Genomic DNA, 16,902 nt, shown 5'->3' with positions numbered 1-16,902 from the left:
GACACTTCCATCAATGACTGCCTGCCACAAATAGAAGCAAACTCGCCAAAGCATTTCCTCGCATCGCCCGGTTTTGGTGCTGTACTGCCTTGAGCATTTCGCGAAAGCGCGCAAGCCTGTGCATGGCATAAGTCTTGCGCGCTTTCCCATACGCCCAAGGCTCGCAGGAGGCACGCCGTGTCGATTCATGTCGCATTGCATCACGTCACGCATTATCGCTACGACCGCGCTGTCGAACTCGGCCCGCAGATCGTCCGCCTGCGCCCGGCGCCCCACAGCCGCACGCGAATTCTTTCCTATGCGCTGAAAGTCTCGCCCGAGCAGCATTTCATCAACTGGCAGCAGGACCCCCAGGGCAATTACCTGGCACGTCTGGTGTTCCCCGAAAAAACCGCAGAGCTGCGCATCGAAGTCGATCTGGTCGCGGAAATGGCGGTGTTCAATCCGTTCGACTTCTTCCTCGAACCGTACGCCGAGAGAATTCCGTTCAGCTACGCCGCCGATGAACGCAAGGAGCTGGCGCCGTACCTCGAAACCCTGCCGCTGACGCCAACGTTCAAGGCTTACCTGGACAGCATCGACCGCACGCCACTGCCGGCGGTGGATTTTCTGGTGGCGCTCAATCAGCGCCTCAGTGAAGACATCGGCTACCTGATCCGCATGGAGCCCGGGGTGCAGACTCCGGAGCACACACTGCAACACGCCTCCGGTTCCTGCCGTGATTCGGCATGGTTGCTGGTGCAGCTGTTGCGCAATCTCGGTCTGGCGGCGCGGTTTGTTTCCGGCTACCTGATTCAACTGACCGCCGACGTGAAAAGCCTCGACGGCCCGTCCGGCACTGAAGTCGACTTCACCGACCTGCATGCCTGGTGCGAGGTGTATTTGCCGGGTGCCGGCTGGATTGGCCTTGATGCGACGTCCGGGCTGTTCGCCGGGGAAGGGCATATTCCGTTGGCCTGCAGTCCCGATCCGTCCTCGGCGGCGCCGATCAGTGGTCTGGTCGAACCTTGCGAGACGCAGTTCAGCCATGAAATGTCGGTCGAGCGAATCTGGGAAGCGCCGCGCGTCACCAAGCCTTACACCGATGAACAGTGGCGGGCGATCCAGGCACTGGGCCGGCAGATCGATGCCGATCTGCTCGAAGGCGATGTGCGCCTGACCATGGGCGGCGAACCGACCTTCGTCTCCATCGACGACCCGGACGGCGCCGAATGGAACACCGCCGCACTGGGGCCGGACAAGCGCCGGCTGTCCGCCGAACTGTTTCAACGCCTGCGCAAGCAATACACGCCGCAGGGGCTGGTGCATTTCGGTCAGGGCAAGTGGTATCCCGGCGAGCAATTGCCGCGCTGGTCGCTCAATTGTTACTGGCGCCGCGACGGTCAGCCGATCTGGCACAACGACGCATTGATCGCCGACGAACAGCAGGACTATGGCGCCGACGGCGCACTGGCCGGACGCTTTCTCGCCAGCGTCGCCGAGCGGCTGAAGTTGCCTGCGCGCTTTGTGTTCCCGGCCTACGAGGATCATCTCTACTACCTGTGGCGCGAGGGTGCGTTGCCCGGCAACGTCAGCGCCGAAGATTCGCGTCTGGAAGAGCCATTGGAGCGCGCGCGATTGCGCAAGGTCTTCAGTCAGGGCCTGAACAAGGTGATCGGCCAGGTGCTGCCGCTGGCGCGCGCGGCCAAGGGCGATCAATGGCAGAGCGGGCGCTGGTATCTGCGTGACGAGCACTGTCGCCTGGTGCCGGGGGATTCGCCGCTGGGTTACCGCTTGCCGCTGGCCTCGCAGCCGTGGGTGAAAGCGGCGGAATATCCGTTCATCCATCCCAACGATCCGAATCAGGACTTCGCTGAACTGCCGGATCCGGCGCAGCTCGGTGTGCACGGCGAACCTGCTGCGCTGGATGAGCGGGTGCCGAAAATCGACGAATCCGCTGACTGGCTGACCCGTACCGCATTCTGCGCCGAGGCCCGCGAAGGCCGGCTGTATCTGTTCATGCCGCCGCTTGAGCGTGTCGAGGATTATCTGGAACTGGTCTCGGCCATTGAGGCCACCGCCGAAGAACTGCACTGCCCGGTACTGCTGGAAGGCTATGAACCGCCGAGTGATCCGCGCCTGAGCAATTTCCGTGTCACTCCGGACCCGGGCGTGATCGAGGTCAACGTGCAGCCATCGGCGAGCTGGGACGAGTTGGTCGAGCGCACCGAGTTTCTCTATGAACAGGCACGGCAAACCCGCCTGACCACCGAAAAGTTCATGATCGACGGGCGCCACACCGGTACCGGCGGCGGCAATCATTTCGTCCTCGGCGGCGCGACACCAGCGGACTCACCGTTTCTGCGGCGGCCGGATCTGCTGCGCAGTCTGATCAGCTACTGGCACAACCATCCTTCGCTGTCGTACCTGTTTTCCGGGTTGTTCATTGGTCCGACGTCCCAGGCTCCACGGGTTGATGAGGCGCGCAATGACGCCTTGTACGAACTGGAAATCGCCTTTGCGCAAATGCCGGAACCGGGCGAGGAATGTGCACCGTGGCTGGTCGATCGACTGCTGCGCAATTTGCTGATCGATGTCACCGGCAATACTCATCGCGCCGAATTCTGCATCGACAAACTGTATTCACCGGACGGCGCCACCGGGCGTCTTGGCTTGCTGGAACTGCGCGCTTTTGAAATGCCGCCCCATGCGCGCATGAGTCTGGCTCAGCAGTTGTTGCTGCGGGCGCTGGTCGCGCGGTTCTGGCGCGAGCCTTATGCGCCGGCGAAACTGGCGCGCTGGGGCACCGAGCTGCACGACCGCTTTCTGCTGCCGCACTTTATCGAGCAGGATTTCGCCGACGTTATCGTCGAACTCAACAACGCCGGCTACCCGTTGCGCGCCGAGTGGTTCGCTGCGCACCTGGAATTTCGTTTTCCCAAGGTCGGCGACTACGCCGTCAATGGCATCGAGCTGGAGCTGCGTCAGGCGCTTGAACCCTGGCATGTGCTGGGCGAGGAGGGCTCGGCGGGCGGCACGGTGCGCTACGTCGATTCATCGCTGGAGCGCTTGCAGGTCAAGCTCAATGGCCTGCCGCCACAGCGCTATCTGCTGACCTGTAATGGCGTCGCGGTGCCGTTGCACTCGACCGGGCGGGTGGGTGAGTTTGTCGCTGGGGTGCGCTTTCGGGCCTGGCAACCAGCCAACTGCCTGCATCCGACCATACCGGTGCACGCGCCGTTGGTGTTCGACCTGCTTGATACCTGGATGGGGCGTTCGCTGGGCGGTTGCCAGTATCACGTGGCCCATCCCGGCGGGCGCAATTACGAAACCTTGCCGGTCAATGCCAATGAAGCGGAGAGCCGGCGCATGGCGCGGTTTTTCCGCCTCGGACACACGCCGGGGAAACTTCCCGTACCCAAAGTAGAAATCAATGACGAGCTACCGATGACCATCGATCTGCGCCGTTTCTAGAGCCTGCGCAACACGCGGATTTTTCGTATATCCGCGTGTCATGTGCCTGCGTTAGTCTGACCGTTCCCTGCTGTCTGCCGAGCTTTCCATGCCTGACCTGCTAGACCGCTACCCGCTGACCGCGGGCACCTATCACGAACTGCTCGACGGCAGCGGCGCGGTGCGCTCGCATTGGCAGCGCCTGTTCGATCAGTTGCAGCGCAGCAGTCCGGCGCAACTGGTGCAGCGTCAGGCCTTGCTGGCGCGGCAGATTCAGGAAAACGGCGTTACCTACAACGTCTATGCCGATCCCAAGGGCGCTGACCGGCCGTGGGAGCTGGATCTGCTGCCCCATGTGATCGCGGCAGATGAGTGGCAGCAATTGTCCGCCGGCATCGCTCAGCGTGCGCGCTTGCTCAATGCAGTGCTGGCGGATCTGTACGGTCCGCAGCGGTTGATCAGCGAAGGCCTGCTGCCCGCCGAGCTGGTATTCGGACACAACAATTTTCTCTGGCCCTGTCAGGGCATTGCCCCGCCCGAGTCAGCCTTTTTGCATTTGTATGCCGTGGATCTGGCGCGCACGCCGGATGGTCGCTGGTGGGTCACCGCCGATCGCACCCAGGCGCCGTCCGGGGCCGGCTATGCGCTGGAAAACCGCACCATCGTCTCCCGCGCCTTTCCCGATTTGTACCGGGATCTTAAGGTCCAGCATCTGGCCGGTTTTTTCCGCACCTTGCAGGAAACTTTGGCCCGTCAGGCACCGGAGGGCGATGACGCACCGCTTGTGGTGCTGCTGACACCGGGGCGGTTCAATGAAAGTTATTTCGAGCACCTGTATCTGGCGCGTCAGCTCGGCTATCCGCTGGTCGAGGGCGGCGATCTGACGGTGCGCAATGCCACCGTTTACCTGAAAACCCTCAGCGGCCTGCGCCGGGTGCACGCGATCATGCGCCGCCTCGATGATGATTTCTGCGACCCGCTGGAACTGCGTACCGACTCGGCGCTCGGCGTCCCCGGTCTGCTTGAGGCGGTGCGGCAGGGGCGGGTGCTGGTGGCCAATGCGCTCGGCAGCGGCGTGCTGGAATCGCCGGGCCTGCTGGGGTTTCTGCCGAAGATCAATCAGTTCCTGTTCGGCGAAGAACTGATCCTGCCCTCGATCGCCACCTGGTGGTGCGGTGAAGCGCCGGTGCTGGCGCAAGCGCTGGAAAAACTCCCGGAGCTGTTGATCAAACCGGCGTTCCCGTCGCAGAGCTTCGCGCCTGTTTTCGGCCGTGATTTGAGTGAAAGCCAGCGCCTCGAGCTGGCGCAGCGTATGCAGGCACGGCCTTATGCCTACGTCGCGCAAGAGCTTGCGCAACTGTCGCAGGCGCCGGTGTGGCAAGCCGAAGACGGTCATCTGCAACCCCGCGCGATCGGCATGCGCATGTATGCGGTGGCCAGCCACGACGGCTACCGCGTGTTGCCGGGCGGTCTGACCCGAGTGGCGGCCGAGGCTGATGCCGAAGTGGTGTCGATGCAGCGCGGCGGGGCGAGCAAGGACACCTGGGTGCTCAGCGACCGTGCACCGAGCGGCGAGCAGTGGAAGGCGCAGCGCAATGTCGGCGTGCACGATCTGGTACGGCGCGATCCGTACCTGCCGTCGCGGGTGGTGGAAAATCTGTTCTGGTTCGGCCGCTACTGCGAGCGCTGTGACGACAGCGCGCGGCTGCTGCGCATCATGCTCACGCGTTACGTCGATGGCGATGATCCGCAGGCGCTGCAAGCAGCGGTCGATCTCGGCGAGCGGCTGGCGCTGTTGCCGGATGAGGGCGAACTGCCGGAGCGCCTGCTCGCTGCGCTGCTGGGCGAGGACTGGTCGTTCAGCCTGCGTTCCAACTTGCAGCGCTTGCAGTGGGCTGCGTCGCAAGTGCGCGGCAAGCTGTCCCGGGAGAACTGGCAGGCGCTGGTCGAATTGCAGCGCGAGGCGCTGGAGCTGGAAGTCGATGAACCGGACTTTGGCGAACTGCTGGATTTCCTCAACCGTCTGGTGATGTCGCTGGCGGCGCTGTCGGGGTTTGCGCTGGATGACATGACCCGTGACGAAGGCTGGCGCTTTCTGATGATCGGCCGGCGCATCGAACGCCTGCAATTTCTCAGCAGCAGTCTGGCGGCGTTTCTGCGCGGCGCGGGTGCGTTCGATCAGGCGGGGCTTGAGTGGTTGCTGGAGTTGGGTAACAGCAGCATCACCTATCGCTCGCGCTATCTGGCGGTGGCGCAACTGATTCCGGTGCTCGATCTGCTGTTGCTGGATGAGCAGAACCCCCACGCGGTGCTGTTTCAGCTGAAACTGGTTACCCGCACGCTGAAACGCTTGAACGACGACTTCGGCGCACCTCGCGAAACTGCGCTGCCACAGTTGGTCGAACGTCTGTCGCGGTTTGATCTCGGTTGTCTGGAGAACCCGCTGTTCGGCAAATCCAGCGTACGTGCCGCGCTGGATGGTCTGGCCGATCTGTTGCAGGAAATCGCCGAAGCCAGCGGCCAGGTATCGGATCGTCTGGCCCTGCGCCATTTCGCCCATGTCGATGATGTCAGCCAGCGAACGGTGTCCGTGTGATGAGCGCTCAATATCAGATCTTCCACGACACCTGTTATCACTACGACAGCCCGGTTTCCCTCGCACAGCAACTGGCGCATCTGTGGCCGCGCGAATGCAGCTGGCAGCGCTGCACCGAGCAGCAGTTGCTGATCAGCCCCGAACCGACCATGCGCCGTGACGAACTGGACGTGTTTGGCAATCCGTTGACGCGGTTGGCCTTTGAACGGCCCCATGACCAATTGCAGGTCAACGCCCGGCTGACGGTCGAAGTGCTGGCGCGCCCGGCGCTGGATTTCAATCAGTCGCCGGCGTGGGAGCAGACCCGCGATGCGCTGACCTACAGCAGTCAGCCGTTGTCCGCCGACTTGCTCGAAGCCTGTCGCTACCGGTTCCAGTCACCTTATGTGCACTTGAAGCGCAGCTTCGTCGAGTTCTCGCAAAGCTGTTTTCCGCCAGGGCGACCGTTGCTGCTCGGCGTGCAGGCGCTGATGCAGAAGATCTTCAGCGAATTCACCTTCGATGCCGAAGCCACCCAGGTGGCGACGCCGCTGGTGGAGGTGCTGGAGCGTCGACGCGGGGTCTGTCAGGACTTCGCTCATCTGATGCTGGCCTGTGTGCGCTCGCGCGGTCTGGCGGCGCGTTATGTCAGCGGCTACCTGCTGACCCAGCCGCCGCCGGGGCAGCCACGCCTGATCGGCGCCGACGCCTCGCATGCGTGGGTATCGGTGTTCTGTCCGGTATCGGGCTGGGTGGATTTCGATCCGACCAACAATGTGCGGCCGGCGCTGGAACACATCACGTTGGCGTGGGGAAGGGATTTCTCCGATGTGTCGCCGCTGCGTGGCGTGATTCTCGGTGGCGGTAATCACGACCCGGAAGTGCGGGTTACGGTGATGCCTCAGAATTGATGAGTCTTCAAATGTGGGAGCGAGCCTGCTCGCGAAAGCGTCAGGTCAGCCAATAGATTTGTAACAGATATATCGCATTCGCGAGCAGGCTCGCTCCCACAGGGGATTTTGGTGTTTCAAGGAAAGCAGGGCTGTGAGGGCCGGCAGCAGAACTGTCAGCCCCGTCACAAATCCGCAGGGTCTGATTCGATCATCAAACCCGGTGGGGCTCAGGCGTCGGGCGTCTGATCTTTCGGTGCATCGGATGCATCAACATCATCATCGGTCGCCACTTCACCGTCAGGGTTCAGTGCCGCTTCTTCAGCGGTTTGCTTCTTGCGCTGAAGCTTTTCCTCTTTCTTCTGTTCCTTTGCCAGGTCTCGTTGACGTTTGGCGAAGGAGTAATTGGGTTTGGCCATGGGCGATCCTCTGGGGTCGAAGGTGAGGTTGAGCGGCGCGTATTCTGCCCTGTATCGGTGTCCGGGGGTTAACCGGGTTTTTGGTCGACCCACTTGGGCGTGACGGTCGGCTGCCACTGATCGAGGGCGTCGAGCAGGGAATCTGGCGATTCGCTCACTTGCAGCATGTCACGGTGTGGCGCGCGAACGAAGCCTTCGCCGACGATATGATCGAGAAAAGCCGTGAGTTTGCTGTAGAAACCGTTCACTTCCAGCAGCCCCAAAGGCTTGCCGTGGTAGCCGAGCTGGCCCCAGGTCCAGACTTCGAACAGCTCTTCCAGCGTGCCGAGGCCGCCGGGCAGGGCGATGAATGCATCGCTGAGTTCGGCCATCCGCGCCTTGCGCGCATGCATGCCGTCTACCACTTCCAGGCGCGTCAGGCTTTTGTGGCCGATCTCCTTGTCCATCAGGCTTTGCGGAATGATGCCGATCACTTCGCCGCCAGCGGCCAGCGCGGCATCAGCCACAATGCCCATCAAACCGACGGCACCACCGCCGTAGACCAGCGTCAGATTTCGCTCGGCCAATGCCCGGCCAAGGGCCACGGCAGCTTCAGTGTAGGCCGGTACGGTACCGGCGTTGGCACCGCAAAACACACAAACGGATTTCAGCGACATGCGTTACTCCTGAGTCGATCAGGCGCACAGGGTAACGGCTGGCACGCTGCGCTCCAAGGACTAGACTTCGCGTTCAGGTGATTCAAAAGTACCGCTGGCGCCACAGGCGTAGGCGGCGAGCAAGCTGCACAACAGACCGTTAAAGAACATGACTGGCACTCCGTTTCAGTAGGTGGGCCGATCATAGGGCTGGCCGTACGAGATGGCCGTTAGATTGTGTCGATGGGTGCCATAGCCTGAAAGTTGTATACAATTTTTGACTCAAGTCATATGAACTTGCGATGATTTCAGGCAGTCTTTCCACCACTAGTGTTTTTGTTAACCCTGCCTTGGAGATTCACCATGTTTTCCAAAGTTGTTGCGGTATCCCTGCTGGCGCTGGCCAGCAGCCAATTGATGGCTGCCGAGTGCAAAACCACCGTTGATTCCACCGATCAGATGACCTTCAACACCAAGGAAATCGTGATCGACAAGAGCTGCAAGACCTTCACCGTCGAACTGACCCACTCCGGCAGCCTGCCGAAGAACGTCATGGGCCATAACCTGGTGATCAGCAAAGAAGCTGACATGCAGCCAATCGCCACCGACGGGCTCGCCGCTGGCATCGACAAGAACTACCTGAAAGACGGCGACGCACGCATCATCGCCCACACCAAGATCATCGGCGCCAAGGAAACCGATTCGGTGACCTTTGATGTATCGAAGCTGGATGCCGCTGAAAAATACGGCTTCTTCTGCTCGTTCCCTGGCCATATCTCGATGATGAAAGGCACTATCGTCGTCAAATAAACCAGGCACAAAAAAAGCGTCCCCCCGGGACGCTTTTTTTGTGTAGGAGCTGCCGAAGGCTGCGATCTCTTGATCTTGATCTTCAAAGCAAGATCAAAAGATCGCAGCCTCGTTGCACTCGTCAGCTCCTACAGGCTCCTACAGGCTCGTGCAGGCATTTCCATACCTCAAGGCGCAAACGGCATCACGCGCTTGTGATGAGTCTTGTTGTACGTGTCGACAATGATCTTCGCCGCCTCGTCCCGCACCGCTTCACCGTGCAGAAACGCATCGATCTCGGCATAGGTCACGCCATGCGCCGCTTCGTCCGGTTTGCCTGGCGAAAGATCTTCGAGGTCGGCGGTCGGGACTTTTTCGACCAGCGATTCCGGCGCGCCAAAGCTGCGGGCAATCGCACGCACCTGATTTTTCACCAAGCCGCTGAGCGGGGCGAGGTCGCAGGCGCCGTCGCCGAATTTGGTGAAGAAGCCCATCACCGCTTCTGCCGCATGGTCGGTGCCAATCACCAGACCGCCCGCCACTCCGGCAATCGTGTACTGCGCCACCATGCGCATCCGCGCCTTGGTATTACCCAGCACGAAGTCCACCGACGCCGCCGGTTTGCCTTCGAACGCCGACACCTGAGCTGCCAGCGCCTTGACCGCCGGGCCGATGTTCACGGTGTGGATTTCGTCAGGGGCGATGCAGTCGAGCGAGGCCTTGGCGTCGTGCTCGTCGAACTGGGTTTCATACGGCAGGCGCACGGCGATGAATTTGTAGCGGTCGTCGCCGGTTTTTTCGCGCAGTTCACGTACCGCGCGCTGGGCCAGGAGGCCGGCGGTCAGTGAGTCGACGCCGCCGCTGATGCCCAGCACCAGGGTCTTGAGCCCGGAATTGACCAGACATTCCTGGATGAACGTCAGGCGCCGGGCGACTTCGGCCTGCAGGGCCTGATCGTCGGCGAACGGTGGTTGCACCTTGAGCTGCTCAGCAATCTCACGCTGTACGGCTTGCATGAATTCACTCCTTGTTAGATAGACTGGATTCGGCAGGAACCTTGAACACATGTCGCAAATAGGCGACGAAATTCGGATCTTTGCAGTGGGTCTTGCCAGGCTCGTCGGAGATCTTCGCCACCGGCTGGCCGTTGCAGGCGGTCATTTTAAGCACGATGCTCATCGGTTCGACACCCGGGATATCACAAGTGAGGTTGGTACCGATGCCGAAGCTCACATTGATGCGACCGTGCAGCGCGCGGAAAATCTCCAGCGATTTGGGCAGGGTCAGACTGTCGGAAAACACCAGGGTCTTGCTCATCGGGTCGATGCCGAGCTTGTGATAGTGCGCGATGCACTTTTCACCCCACGCCACCGGGTCCCCGGAATCGTGGCGCAGGCCATCGAAGAGTTTGGCGAAGAACAGATCGAAATCGCCAAGAAACGCATCGGTGGTGATGCAATCGGTGAGGGCAATGCCGAGCAGGCCACGGTACTCGCGAACCCAGCAATCGAGCGCGGCGATCTGGCTGTCGATCAGGCGCGGGCCGAGTTGCTGATGGGCCATGATCCACTCGTGGGCCATGGTGCCCAGCGGTTTCATGTCCAGCTCGCGGGACAGATGCACGTTGCTGGTACCGACGAAACGCCCGGGAAAATCATGCTTGAGCACGTTGACCACTTCGGCCTGCACGCCAAAGGAAAAGCGTCGACGCGTGCCGAAATCGGCAACCTGCAATTGCGACAGCTCATCGGCCGAAGCATTGGCGGTCAGCCAGTCGAACTTGCGATACAGCTGTTCGCGTGCCTGCTCCAGCGAAGTCTCCCGGTAGCGATAGCGATTGCGCACTTCACTGACGATCGCCAGCAGCGGCACTTCGTAGAGGATTACGTGCAGCCAGGGTCCGCGCAGGCGGATAAACAACTCGCCGTTTTCGATGCCGGTGTGCAGGTAGCGCAGGTTGAAGCGGAACAGGCCGAGGAAGCGCAGAAAATCTGGTTTCAGAAAACTGATGCGCTCAAGGAAACTCAACTGATCGGCACTCAGGCTCAGCTCGGCCAGACGCTCGATCTGGTGGCGGATCTCGGCCAGATACGGACGCAGATCCTCGGCGTTGCGGCAGCGGAACTCCCATTCGACTTCGACGTTGGGGTAGTTGTGCAGCACCGCCTGCATCATCGTCAGCTTGTAGAAGTCGGTGTCGAGCAGGTTCTGCACGATGCGATCGGCAAACACACTCTCGCTCATAAACGGGTCTCCAGTTGCGCCGCGCCTGGCGCGGTCTATATCGATGGCGCTAGTGGCGCATATCGGCGGTGGGGATTGCCAGCATTTTTTCAGAGCGCCGCAGATCCACTGTGGGAGCGAGCCTGCTCGCGAAGGCGGTGTGTCAGTTAAAGATGATGTGGCTGACCCGACGCTTTCGCGAGCAGGCTCGCTCCCACAGGGATCCCGGTTGACCTCACACCGGGCTATCGATTTGTTCAAGCATCCATTTCACAAAATCCCGCACCTTCGGCACTTCCGCCGCGTGCTCCGGGTAGGCCAGGTAATAGGCATCGCTGCTGGGCATCGCATGCTGCCAGGGTATGACCAGTTTGCCTTCGGCCAATTCCTCTTCCACCAGAAACCGCGGCAGCAGCGCCACGCCACAGCCGACCTGGGCGGCGCGGATGCACATGTAAAAGGTTTCGAAACGCGGCCCGTGGTAGCTGTGTTCGGTGTGGTAGCCCTGACTGTCGAACCAGTCGTGCCAGGCTTGCGGTCGCGAGGCATTTTGCAGCAGCACCAGGTCGGTGAGTTGCGTCGGGTCAGTGAATGGCGTGTCCGGCAGGCTGCCCGGGGCGCACACCGGCACCAGTTGTTCGCCGAACAATTTCAGGCATTCGGTGCCCGGTCGCGATGCCTGGCCGAAGTAGAAAGCCAGATCGCTGCGCCCCTGCAACAGATCATCGGCTTCCTGCTCGTTGCACAGATCCAGATGAATCGACGGATGGCGCAGGCGCCAGCCTTTCAGGCGCGGCACCAGCCAACGGGCGCCGAAGGTCGACGGGGTGGAGACACGCAAGACTTCGGTTTCGCCGCCGTAGGAGCGCAGGTAATGCGTCGACATCTCCACTTGGCTGAGGATTTTTCTGACCTCGACCAGATACAAATCCCCGGCCGGTGTCATCTGCAAGCGCCGACGCACGCGGCGGAACAACAAATGCTGCAACAGTTCTTCAAGCTGTGCGACCTGTTTGCTCACCGCACTCTGCGTCAGGTTCAGCTCTTCGGCGGCGCGGGTAAAACTCAGGTGTCGGGTCACGGCCTCGAAGCATTGCAGCGCGGTGATCGAGGGCAAGTGGCGTCTGTTCAGCATGGCCAGTCCTTTTTCTTGTCTTTCGCTAGGCAGCATGAATAAACGGAATGATATCTGGCGTAAAGGTCGTTTGTTGCATCGCCGCAGTGAGGCTACAACTAAAGGCCTGCCCGGCCATGCAAAGGATGGCCGCACACATTCTGTTTTTGCTTGAGGAGAGACCGATGGTAGCCGCATTGCTTGATCGTCTGGGAGTCAACCCGGCCCTGTACCAGAACGGCAAGGTGCCGGTGCATTCGCCCATCGATGGCAGTGAAATTGCCTCGGTGAACTGGGAGGGCGCTGCCGAAGTCGAGCAGCACATCAGTCGCGCAGATCATGCATTCGAGCACTGGCGCAAGGTGCCGGCACCGCGTCGCGGTGAGCTGGTGCGTCAGTTCGGCGAAGTGTTGCGCGAGTACAAGGCCGATCTCGGCGAGCTGGTGTCGTGGGAGGCTGGCAAGATCACTCAGGAAGGCCTGGGTGAAGTACAGGAGATGATCGACATCTGCGACTTCGCCGTTGGCCTGTCGCGCCAGTTGTACGGTCTGACCATCGCCTCCGAGCGCCCGGGCCACCATATGCGTGAAACCTGGCATCCGCTCGGCGTGGTCGGCGTCATCAGCGCGTTCAACTTCCCGGTCGCAGTGTGGGCGTGGAACACCACCCTGGCGCTGGTCTGCGGCAACCCGGTGGTGTGGAAGCCATCAGAGAAAACCCCGCTGACCGCGCTGGCCTGTCAGGCGCTGTTTGATCGCGTAGTGAAGAATTTCAGCGATGCCCCGGCGAGCCTGTGCCAGGTGGTGATCGGCGGTCGCGATGCCGGCGAAGCGCTGGTCGATGATCCGCGTGTTGCGCTGATCAGCGCCACCGGCAGCACGCGCATGGGCCGCGAAGTGGCGCCGAAAGTCGCCGCGCGTTTCGCCCGCAGCATTCTCGAACTGGGCGGCAACAACGCGATGATCCTCGGCCCGAGCGCCGATCTGGACATGGCAGTGCGCGCGATTCTGTTCAGCGCCGTCGGCACCGCCGGGCAACGCTGCACCACCTTGCGCCGTCTGATCGCTCATGAATCGGTCAAGGAAGAAATCGTCACCCGCCTCAAGGCTGCCTATTCGAAAGTACGCATCGGCCATCCGCTGCAAGGCAATCTGGTCGGCCCGCTGATCGACAAGCACAGCTTCGAAAACATGCAGGATGCGCTGGAACAGGCGCTGAGCGAAGGCGGCCGGGTGTTCGGTGGCAAGCGCCAACTGGAAGAGCAATTCCCCAATGCTTATTACGTGTCGCCGGCCATCGTGGAAATGCCCGAGCAGAGCGATGTGGTCTGCAGCGAAACCTTTGCGCCGATTCTCTACGTGGTCGGCTACAGCGATTTCGAGGAAGCGCTGCGCCTGAACAATGCCGTGCCGCAAGGCCTGTCATCGTGCATTTTCACCACCGATGTGCGTGAGGCCGAGCGGTTCATGTCGGCGGTCGGCAGTGACTGCGGCATCGCCAACGTCAACATCGGCCCGAGCGGCGCGGAAATCGGCGGCGCCTTTGGTGGCGAGAAAGAAACCGGCGGCGGCCGTGAGTCCGGCTCCGATGCCTGGCGCGCGTACATGCGGCGGCAGACCAATACCGTCAACTACTCGCTGGAATTGCCGTTGGCGCAGGGCATTACATTCGACTGACAGGTGGAGATCCTCTGTAGGAGTGAGCACTGTGGCGAGGGGATTTATCCCCGTTCGGCTGCGAAGCAGTCGTCGCTTTTGAAATTTTGGGGCCGCTCCGCGACCCAGCGGGGCGGTGCGACGTTTCGCTAAATCCCCTCGCCACAGGGGGCTCACTCAGGTTTGTGTGTTTGTTGGGTTTCTGTTGGAGTCTGGCAATGCCGTTACGCGAAGAATGTCTGTGGGAAACGCTCACGCCACAACGCCCGGATAACACCGCGCTCAAGGGCGAGGTCAAGGTCGATGTCTGTGTGATCGGCGCCGGGTTCACCGGGTTGTCAGCGGCGCTGCATCTGTTGGAAAAAGGCAAAAGCGTCTGCGTGCTGGAAGCGCATCGCGCAGGGCACGGTGGCTCCGGGCGCAATGTCGGGCTGGTCAACGCCGGCATGTGGATTCCTCCGGACGAGATCGAAGCGGGGTTCGGCGAGGCGGTCGGCAGTCAGCTCAACCGCATGCTCGGTGCGGCGCCGGCGCTGGTGTTCAGCCTTGTGGATAAATACGCTATCGATTGCCAATTGCGCCGCGAAGGCACTTTGCACATGGCGCATAACGCCAAGGGCGAGGCGGATCTGCGCAGTCGCGAGCAGCAGTGGAAACGTCGTGGCGCGCCGGTCGAACTGCTGACCGGCAAGGCTTGCGAGCTAGCCACTGGCACGCAAAAGATCGCCGCGGCTTTGCTCGATCGCCGCGCCGGCACGCTCAATCCGATGGCCTATGTCACCGGGCTGGCCAATGCCGTGCGCGGGCTCGGCGGGCAGATGTTCGATCATTCGCCAGTGGCTCGCCTCGAGCGCATCGGGCAGAACTGGTCGGTGCAAACCGCCCAAGGTTCGGTACTCGCTGAACAAGTGGTCATCGCCTCCAATGCCTATACCGAAGGCGACTGGACCGAGCTCAAGCGCAATTTCTTTCCCGGCTATTACTACCAGGTCGCCTCGGTGCCACTTACCGAAGACGCTGCGCAAGAAATTCTCCCGGGCGGGCAGGGCTCGTGGGACACCCGTCAGGTATTGAGCAGCATCCGTCGCGACAAGGACGGGCGCCTGTTGCTCGGCAGCCTCGGCAATGGCAACCAGAAACCGACCTGGTTTCTCAAGGCCTGGGCTGATCGGGTGCAGCAGCATTACTTCCCCAATCTGAAGCCGGTCGAGTGGCAGTGCACCTGGACCGGGCGCATTGCGTTTACCCCCGATCACCTGATGCGCCTGTTCGAGCCGGCGCCGGGACTGGTGGCCGTCACCGGTTATAACGGTCGCGGCGTCACCACCGGCACGGTCGTCGGCAAAGCCTTCGCCGATTACCTGTGCAACGGCGATCCGCAGGCACTGCCGATTCCCTTCGCACCCATGCAGCCCCTGGCCGGTGTGGGCTTGCGCAGTTGCCTGTACGAGGCCGGGTTTTCCCTGTATCACGCGGGCCAGTGCCTGCGCATCGTTATTTGAGTGTTGAAATTTGTTGCCGCAAGCGGCGCTTTTGCATCCAGCGACTAGCCTGTAATGGTGCGGGTTGTAGCAGTCCCGCACCAGCAGTGTGCAGTTCGGTGACGCGGGCTGTTACAGGCTGGTTGCACGTCATTTGTCGCTGCGGTTGCAATGATGGCGCGTGCGGGTTGCGCCTGAAAAAACAAATGGTTTCACCTTCCGCGGTTTAGACGGTTGCACGCCCAATGAAAATGGGACCGAAACAGTCGAAATAACAACAATGCAGCGACTTTTTGAAGAATAAAAAACCGATGGCACGGGCCTTGCTCTGAGCTTTGAGTGAAGTGAAGTCGCAGTGCCAACTAAAAAAAACCTTGGAGCACCACCTCATGTCCCAGACGTTTTACAAGAAAGGCTTTCTGGCCCTCGCAGTCGCTACTGCGCTGGGTGTTTCTGCGTTTGCTCAAGCTGATATCAAGATCGGTGTAGCGGGTCCTATGACCGGTGCCAACGCGGCATTCGGCGAGCAGTACATGAAGGGTGCACAGGCGGCGGCCGATGCGGTCAACGCGGCGGGTGGCGTCAACGGGGAAAAAATCGTCCTGGTCAAAGGCGACGACGCCTGCGAACCGAAGCAGGCAGTGACGGTCGCCAAGGACCTCACCAACCAGAAAGTCGCCGGCGTGGTCGGTCACTTCTGCTCCTCTTCGACCATTCCAGCGTCGGAAATCTACGACGAAGCCGGGATCATCGCGATCACTCCGGGCTCGACCAACCCGCAAGTGACCGAACGCGGCCTCAGCGCCATGTTCCGTATGTGCGGACGTGACGACCAGCAAGGCATCGTTGCCGGCGACTACATCGTCGACATGCTCAAGGGCAAGAAAGTCGTTGTGCTGCACGACAAGGACACCTACGGCCAAGGCCTGGCTGACGCCACCAAGGCTCAGCTGGAAAAACGCGGCGTCAAGCCTGTGCTGTACGAAGGCCTGACCCGTGGCGAGAAAGACTTCAGCACCATCGTCACCAAGATCCGTGGCGCCGGCGCCGATGTCGTCTATTTCGGCGGCCTGCACCCGGAAGCCGGTCCGCTGGTTCGTCAGCTGCGTGAACAAGGTCTGAAAGACGTCAAGTTCATGTCCGACGACGGTATCGTGACCGACGAACTGGTGACCACCGCTGGCGGCCCGCAATTCACCGATGGCGTACTGATGACTTTCGGCGCCGACCCGCGCCTGTTGCCGGAAAGCAAGACCGTAGTGGACGCGTTCCGCAAGGCCGGCACCGAGCCTGAAGGCTACACCCTGTACGCCTACGCCTCGGTTCAGACCCTGGCGGCAGCGTTCAATGGCGCGAAGAAAAACGACGGCGAAGCCGCTGCCAAGTGGCTGAAGGCCAACCCGGTGAAAACCGTGATGGGCGAGAAGACCTGGGACGCCAAAGGCGACCTGAAAGTCTCCGACTACGTGGTTTACCAGTGGGACAAGGACGGCAAATACCACCAGCTGGAAAAGCAGAAGTAAGGGCTGAAGCGATCACTCGGCTCACTTGAAACCCTGTGGGAGCGGGCTTGCCCGCGATGGCGTCAGGTCAATCGACACACGAGTTGGCTGATCCACCGCTATCGCTGGCAAGCCAGCTCCCACAGGATTCAGTGGCGATCGGGCTGATCACGCTCCGACATTGCTC

The 16,902-nt window shown here is 61.2% G+C and carries 12 protein-coding genes; 7 read left to right on the top strand and 5 right to left on the bottom strand.

The features are described from left to right. Positions 1–177: 177 nt before the first annotated feature. From ACV8MC_RS03920 to ACV8MC_RS03910, 3 genes are all read left to right on the top strand, one after another. A complete protein-coding gene (locus tag ACV8MC_RS03920; protein ID WP_457264526.1) occupies positions 178–3,453 on the top strand; it encodes a transglutaminase family protein in 3,276 nt (1,091 codons plus the stop codon). Positions 3,454–3,541: 88 nt separating this feature from the next. Beyond that, the gene (locus tag ACV8MC_RS03915) at positions 3,542–6,028 is read left to right on the top strand and encodes a circularly permuted type 2 ATP-grasp protein (protein ID WP_150741657.1); all 2,487 of its coding nucleotides are present in this window, start codon (positions 3,542–3,544) and stop codon (positions 6,026–6,028) included. Beyond that, positions 6,028–6,918 carry a transglutaminase family protein gene (locus tag ACV8MC_RS03910; protein ID WP_110602754.1) on the top strand — a complete coding sequence of 297 codons (891 nt, stop codon included), beginning with the start codon at positions 6,028–6,030 and terminating at the stop codon, positions 6,916–6,918. Before ACV8MC_RS03915 ends, ACV8MC_RS03910 begins: the two co-directional genes overlap by 1 nt. A gap of 209 nt (positions 6,919–7,127) precedes the next feature. Here ACV8MC_RS03910 and ACV8MC_RS03905 read toward each other — a convergent pair whose 3' ends face one another. Together ACV8MC_RS03905 and ACV8MC_RS03900 are read right to left on the bottom strand one after the other, a co-directional pair. Continuing rightward, on the bottom strand, positions 7,128–7,316 hold the full coding sequence (locus ACV8MC_RS03905) for a hypothetical protein (RefSeq protein ID WP_016771927.1): 189 nt from the start codon (positions 7,314–7,316) through the stop codon (positions 7,128–7,130). A 68-nt stretch (positions 7,317–7,384) separates the two neighbouring features. Continuing rightward, a complete protein-coding gene (locus tag ACV8MC_RS03900; RefSeq protein WP_024011379.1) occupies positions 7,385–7,972 on the bottom strand; it encodes an LOG family protein in 588 nt (195 codons plus the stop codon). Between the two features lie 342 nt (positions 7,973–8,314). Between ACV8MC_RS03900 and azu the strand changes: the two genes are divergently transcribed. Next, positions 8,315–8,761, top strand: a complete 447-nt coding sequence (azu, locus tag ACV8MC_RS03895) for an azurin (protein WP_252879339.1) — start codon at positions 8,315–8,317, stop codon at positions 8,759–8,761. 167 nt (positions 8,762–8,928) lie between these two features. On the opposite strand, the gene nadE is transcribed toward azu, so the two are convergent. The 3 genes from nadE to ACV8MC_RS03880 all read right to left on the bottom strand — a co-directional run bounded on the left by nadE (position 8,929) and on the right by ACV8MC_RS03880 (position 12,098). Next, a complete protein-coding gene (nadE, locus tag ACV8MC_RS03890) occupies positions 8,929–9,756 on the bottom strand; it encodes an ammonia-dependent NAD(+) synthetase (RefSeq protein ID WP_056787583.1) in 828 nt (275 codons plus the stop codon). Positions 9,757–9,760: 4 nt separating this feature from the next. After that, positions 9,761–10,984, bottom strand: coding sequence for a nicotinate phosphoribosyltransferase (gene pncB / locus ACV8MC_RS03885; RefSeq protein ID WP_056787585.1), 1,224 nt, complete (start codon positions 10,982–10,984; stop codon positions 9,761–9,763). 214 nt (positions 10,985–11,198) lie between these two features. Then, a complete protein-coding gene (locus tag ACV8MC_RS03880) occupies positions 11,199–12,098 on the bottom strand; it encodes a LysR family transcriptional regulator (RefSeq protein ID WP_041480716.1) in 900 nt (299 codons plus the stop codon). A gap of 164 nt (positions 12,099–12,262) precedes the next feature. Between ACV8MC_RS03880 and amaB the strand changes: the two genes are divergently transcribed. The 3 genes from amaB to ACV8MC_RS03865 all read left to right on the top strand — a co-directional run bounded on the left by amaB (position 12,263) and on the right by ACV8MC_RS03865 (position 16,736). Next, a complete protein-coding gene (amaB, locus tag ACV8MC_RS03875; protein WP_130910615.1) occupies positions 12,263–13,753 on the top strand; it encodes an L-piperidine-6-carboxylate dehydrogenase in 1,491 nt (496 codons plus the stop codon). A gap of 197 nt (positions 13,754–13,950) precedes the next feature. Further along, entirely contained in the window at positions 13,951–15,234 is a 1,284-nt protein-coding gene (amaA, locus tag ACV8MC_RS03870) for an L-pipecolate oxidase (protein ID WP_457264521.1), read from the top strand. 368 nt (positions 15,235–15,602) lie between these two features. Then, complete coding sequence (locus ACV8MC_RS03865; protein ID WP_041480713.1) at positions 15,603–16,736, top strand: ABC transporter substrate-binding protein; 1,134 nt, start codon at positions 15,603–15,605, stop codon at positions 16,734–16,736. Positions 16,737–16,902 lie beyond the last annotated feature (166 nt).

The sequence above is a fragment of the Pseudomonas sp. PK-RTE-24 genome (assembly GCF_054052265.1).
This window is presented reverse-complemented; position numbering and strand designations above follow the sequence as displayed.

Excerpts from the sequence above, each read along its gene's own strand:
- ACV8MC_RS03915 (WP_150741657.1), top strand. The coding sequence starts at position 3,542 with ATGCCTGACCTGCTAGACCGCTACCCGCTGACCGCGGGCACCTATCAC.
- ACV8MC_RS03910 (WP_110602754.1), top strand. The coding sequence starts at position 6,028 with ATGAGCGCTCAATATCAGATCTTCCACGACACCTGTTATCACTACGAC.
- ACV8MC_RS03905 (WP_016771927.1), bottom strand. The coding sequence starts at position 7,316 with ATGGCCAAACCCAATTACTCCTTCGCCAAACGTCAACGAGACCTGGCA.
- ACV8MC_RS03900 (WP_024011379.1), bottom strand. The coding sequence starts at position 7,972 with ATGTCGCTGAAATCCGTTTGTGTGTTTTGCGGTGCCAACGCCGGTACC.
- azu (WP_252879339.1), top strand. The coding sequence starts at position 8,315 with ATGTTTTCCAAAGTTGTTGCGGTATCCCTGCTGGCGCTGGCCAGCAGC.
- nadE (WP_056787583.1), bottom strand. The coding sequence starts at position 9,756 with ATGCAAGCCGTACAGCGTGAGATTGCTGAGCAGCTCAAGGTGCAACCA.
- pncB (WP_056787585.1), bottom strand. The coding sequence starts at position 10,984 with ATGAGCGAGAGTGTGTTTGCCGATCGCATCGTGCAGAACCTGCTCGAC.
- ACV8MC_RS03880 (WP_041480716.1), bottom strand. The coding sequence starts at position 12,098 with ATGCTGAACAGACGCCACTTGCCCTCGATCACCGCGCTGCAATGCTTC.
- amaB (WP_130910615.1), top strand. The coding sequence starts at position 12,263 with ATGGTAGCCGCATTGCTTGATCGTCTGGGAGTCAACCCGGCCCTGTAC.
- amaA (WP_457264521.1), top strand. The coding sequence starts at position 13,951 with ATGCCGTTACGCGAAGAATGTCTGTGGGAAACGCTCACGCCACAACGC.
- ACV8MC_RS03865 (WP_041480713.1), top strand. The coding sequence starts at position 15,603 with ATGTCCCAGACGTTTTACAAGAAAGGCTTTCTGGCCCTCGCAGTCGCT.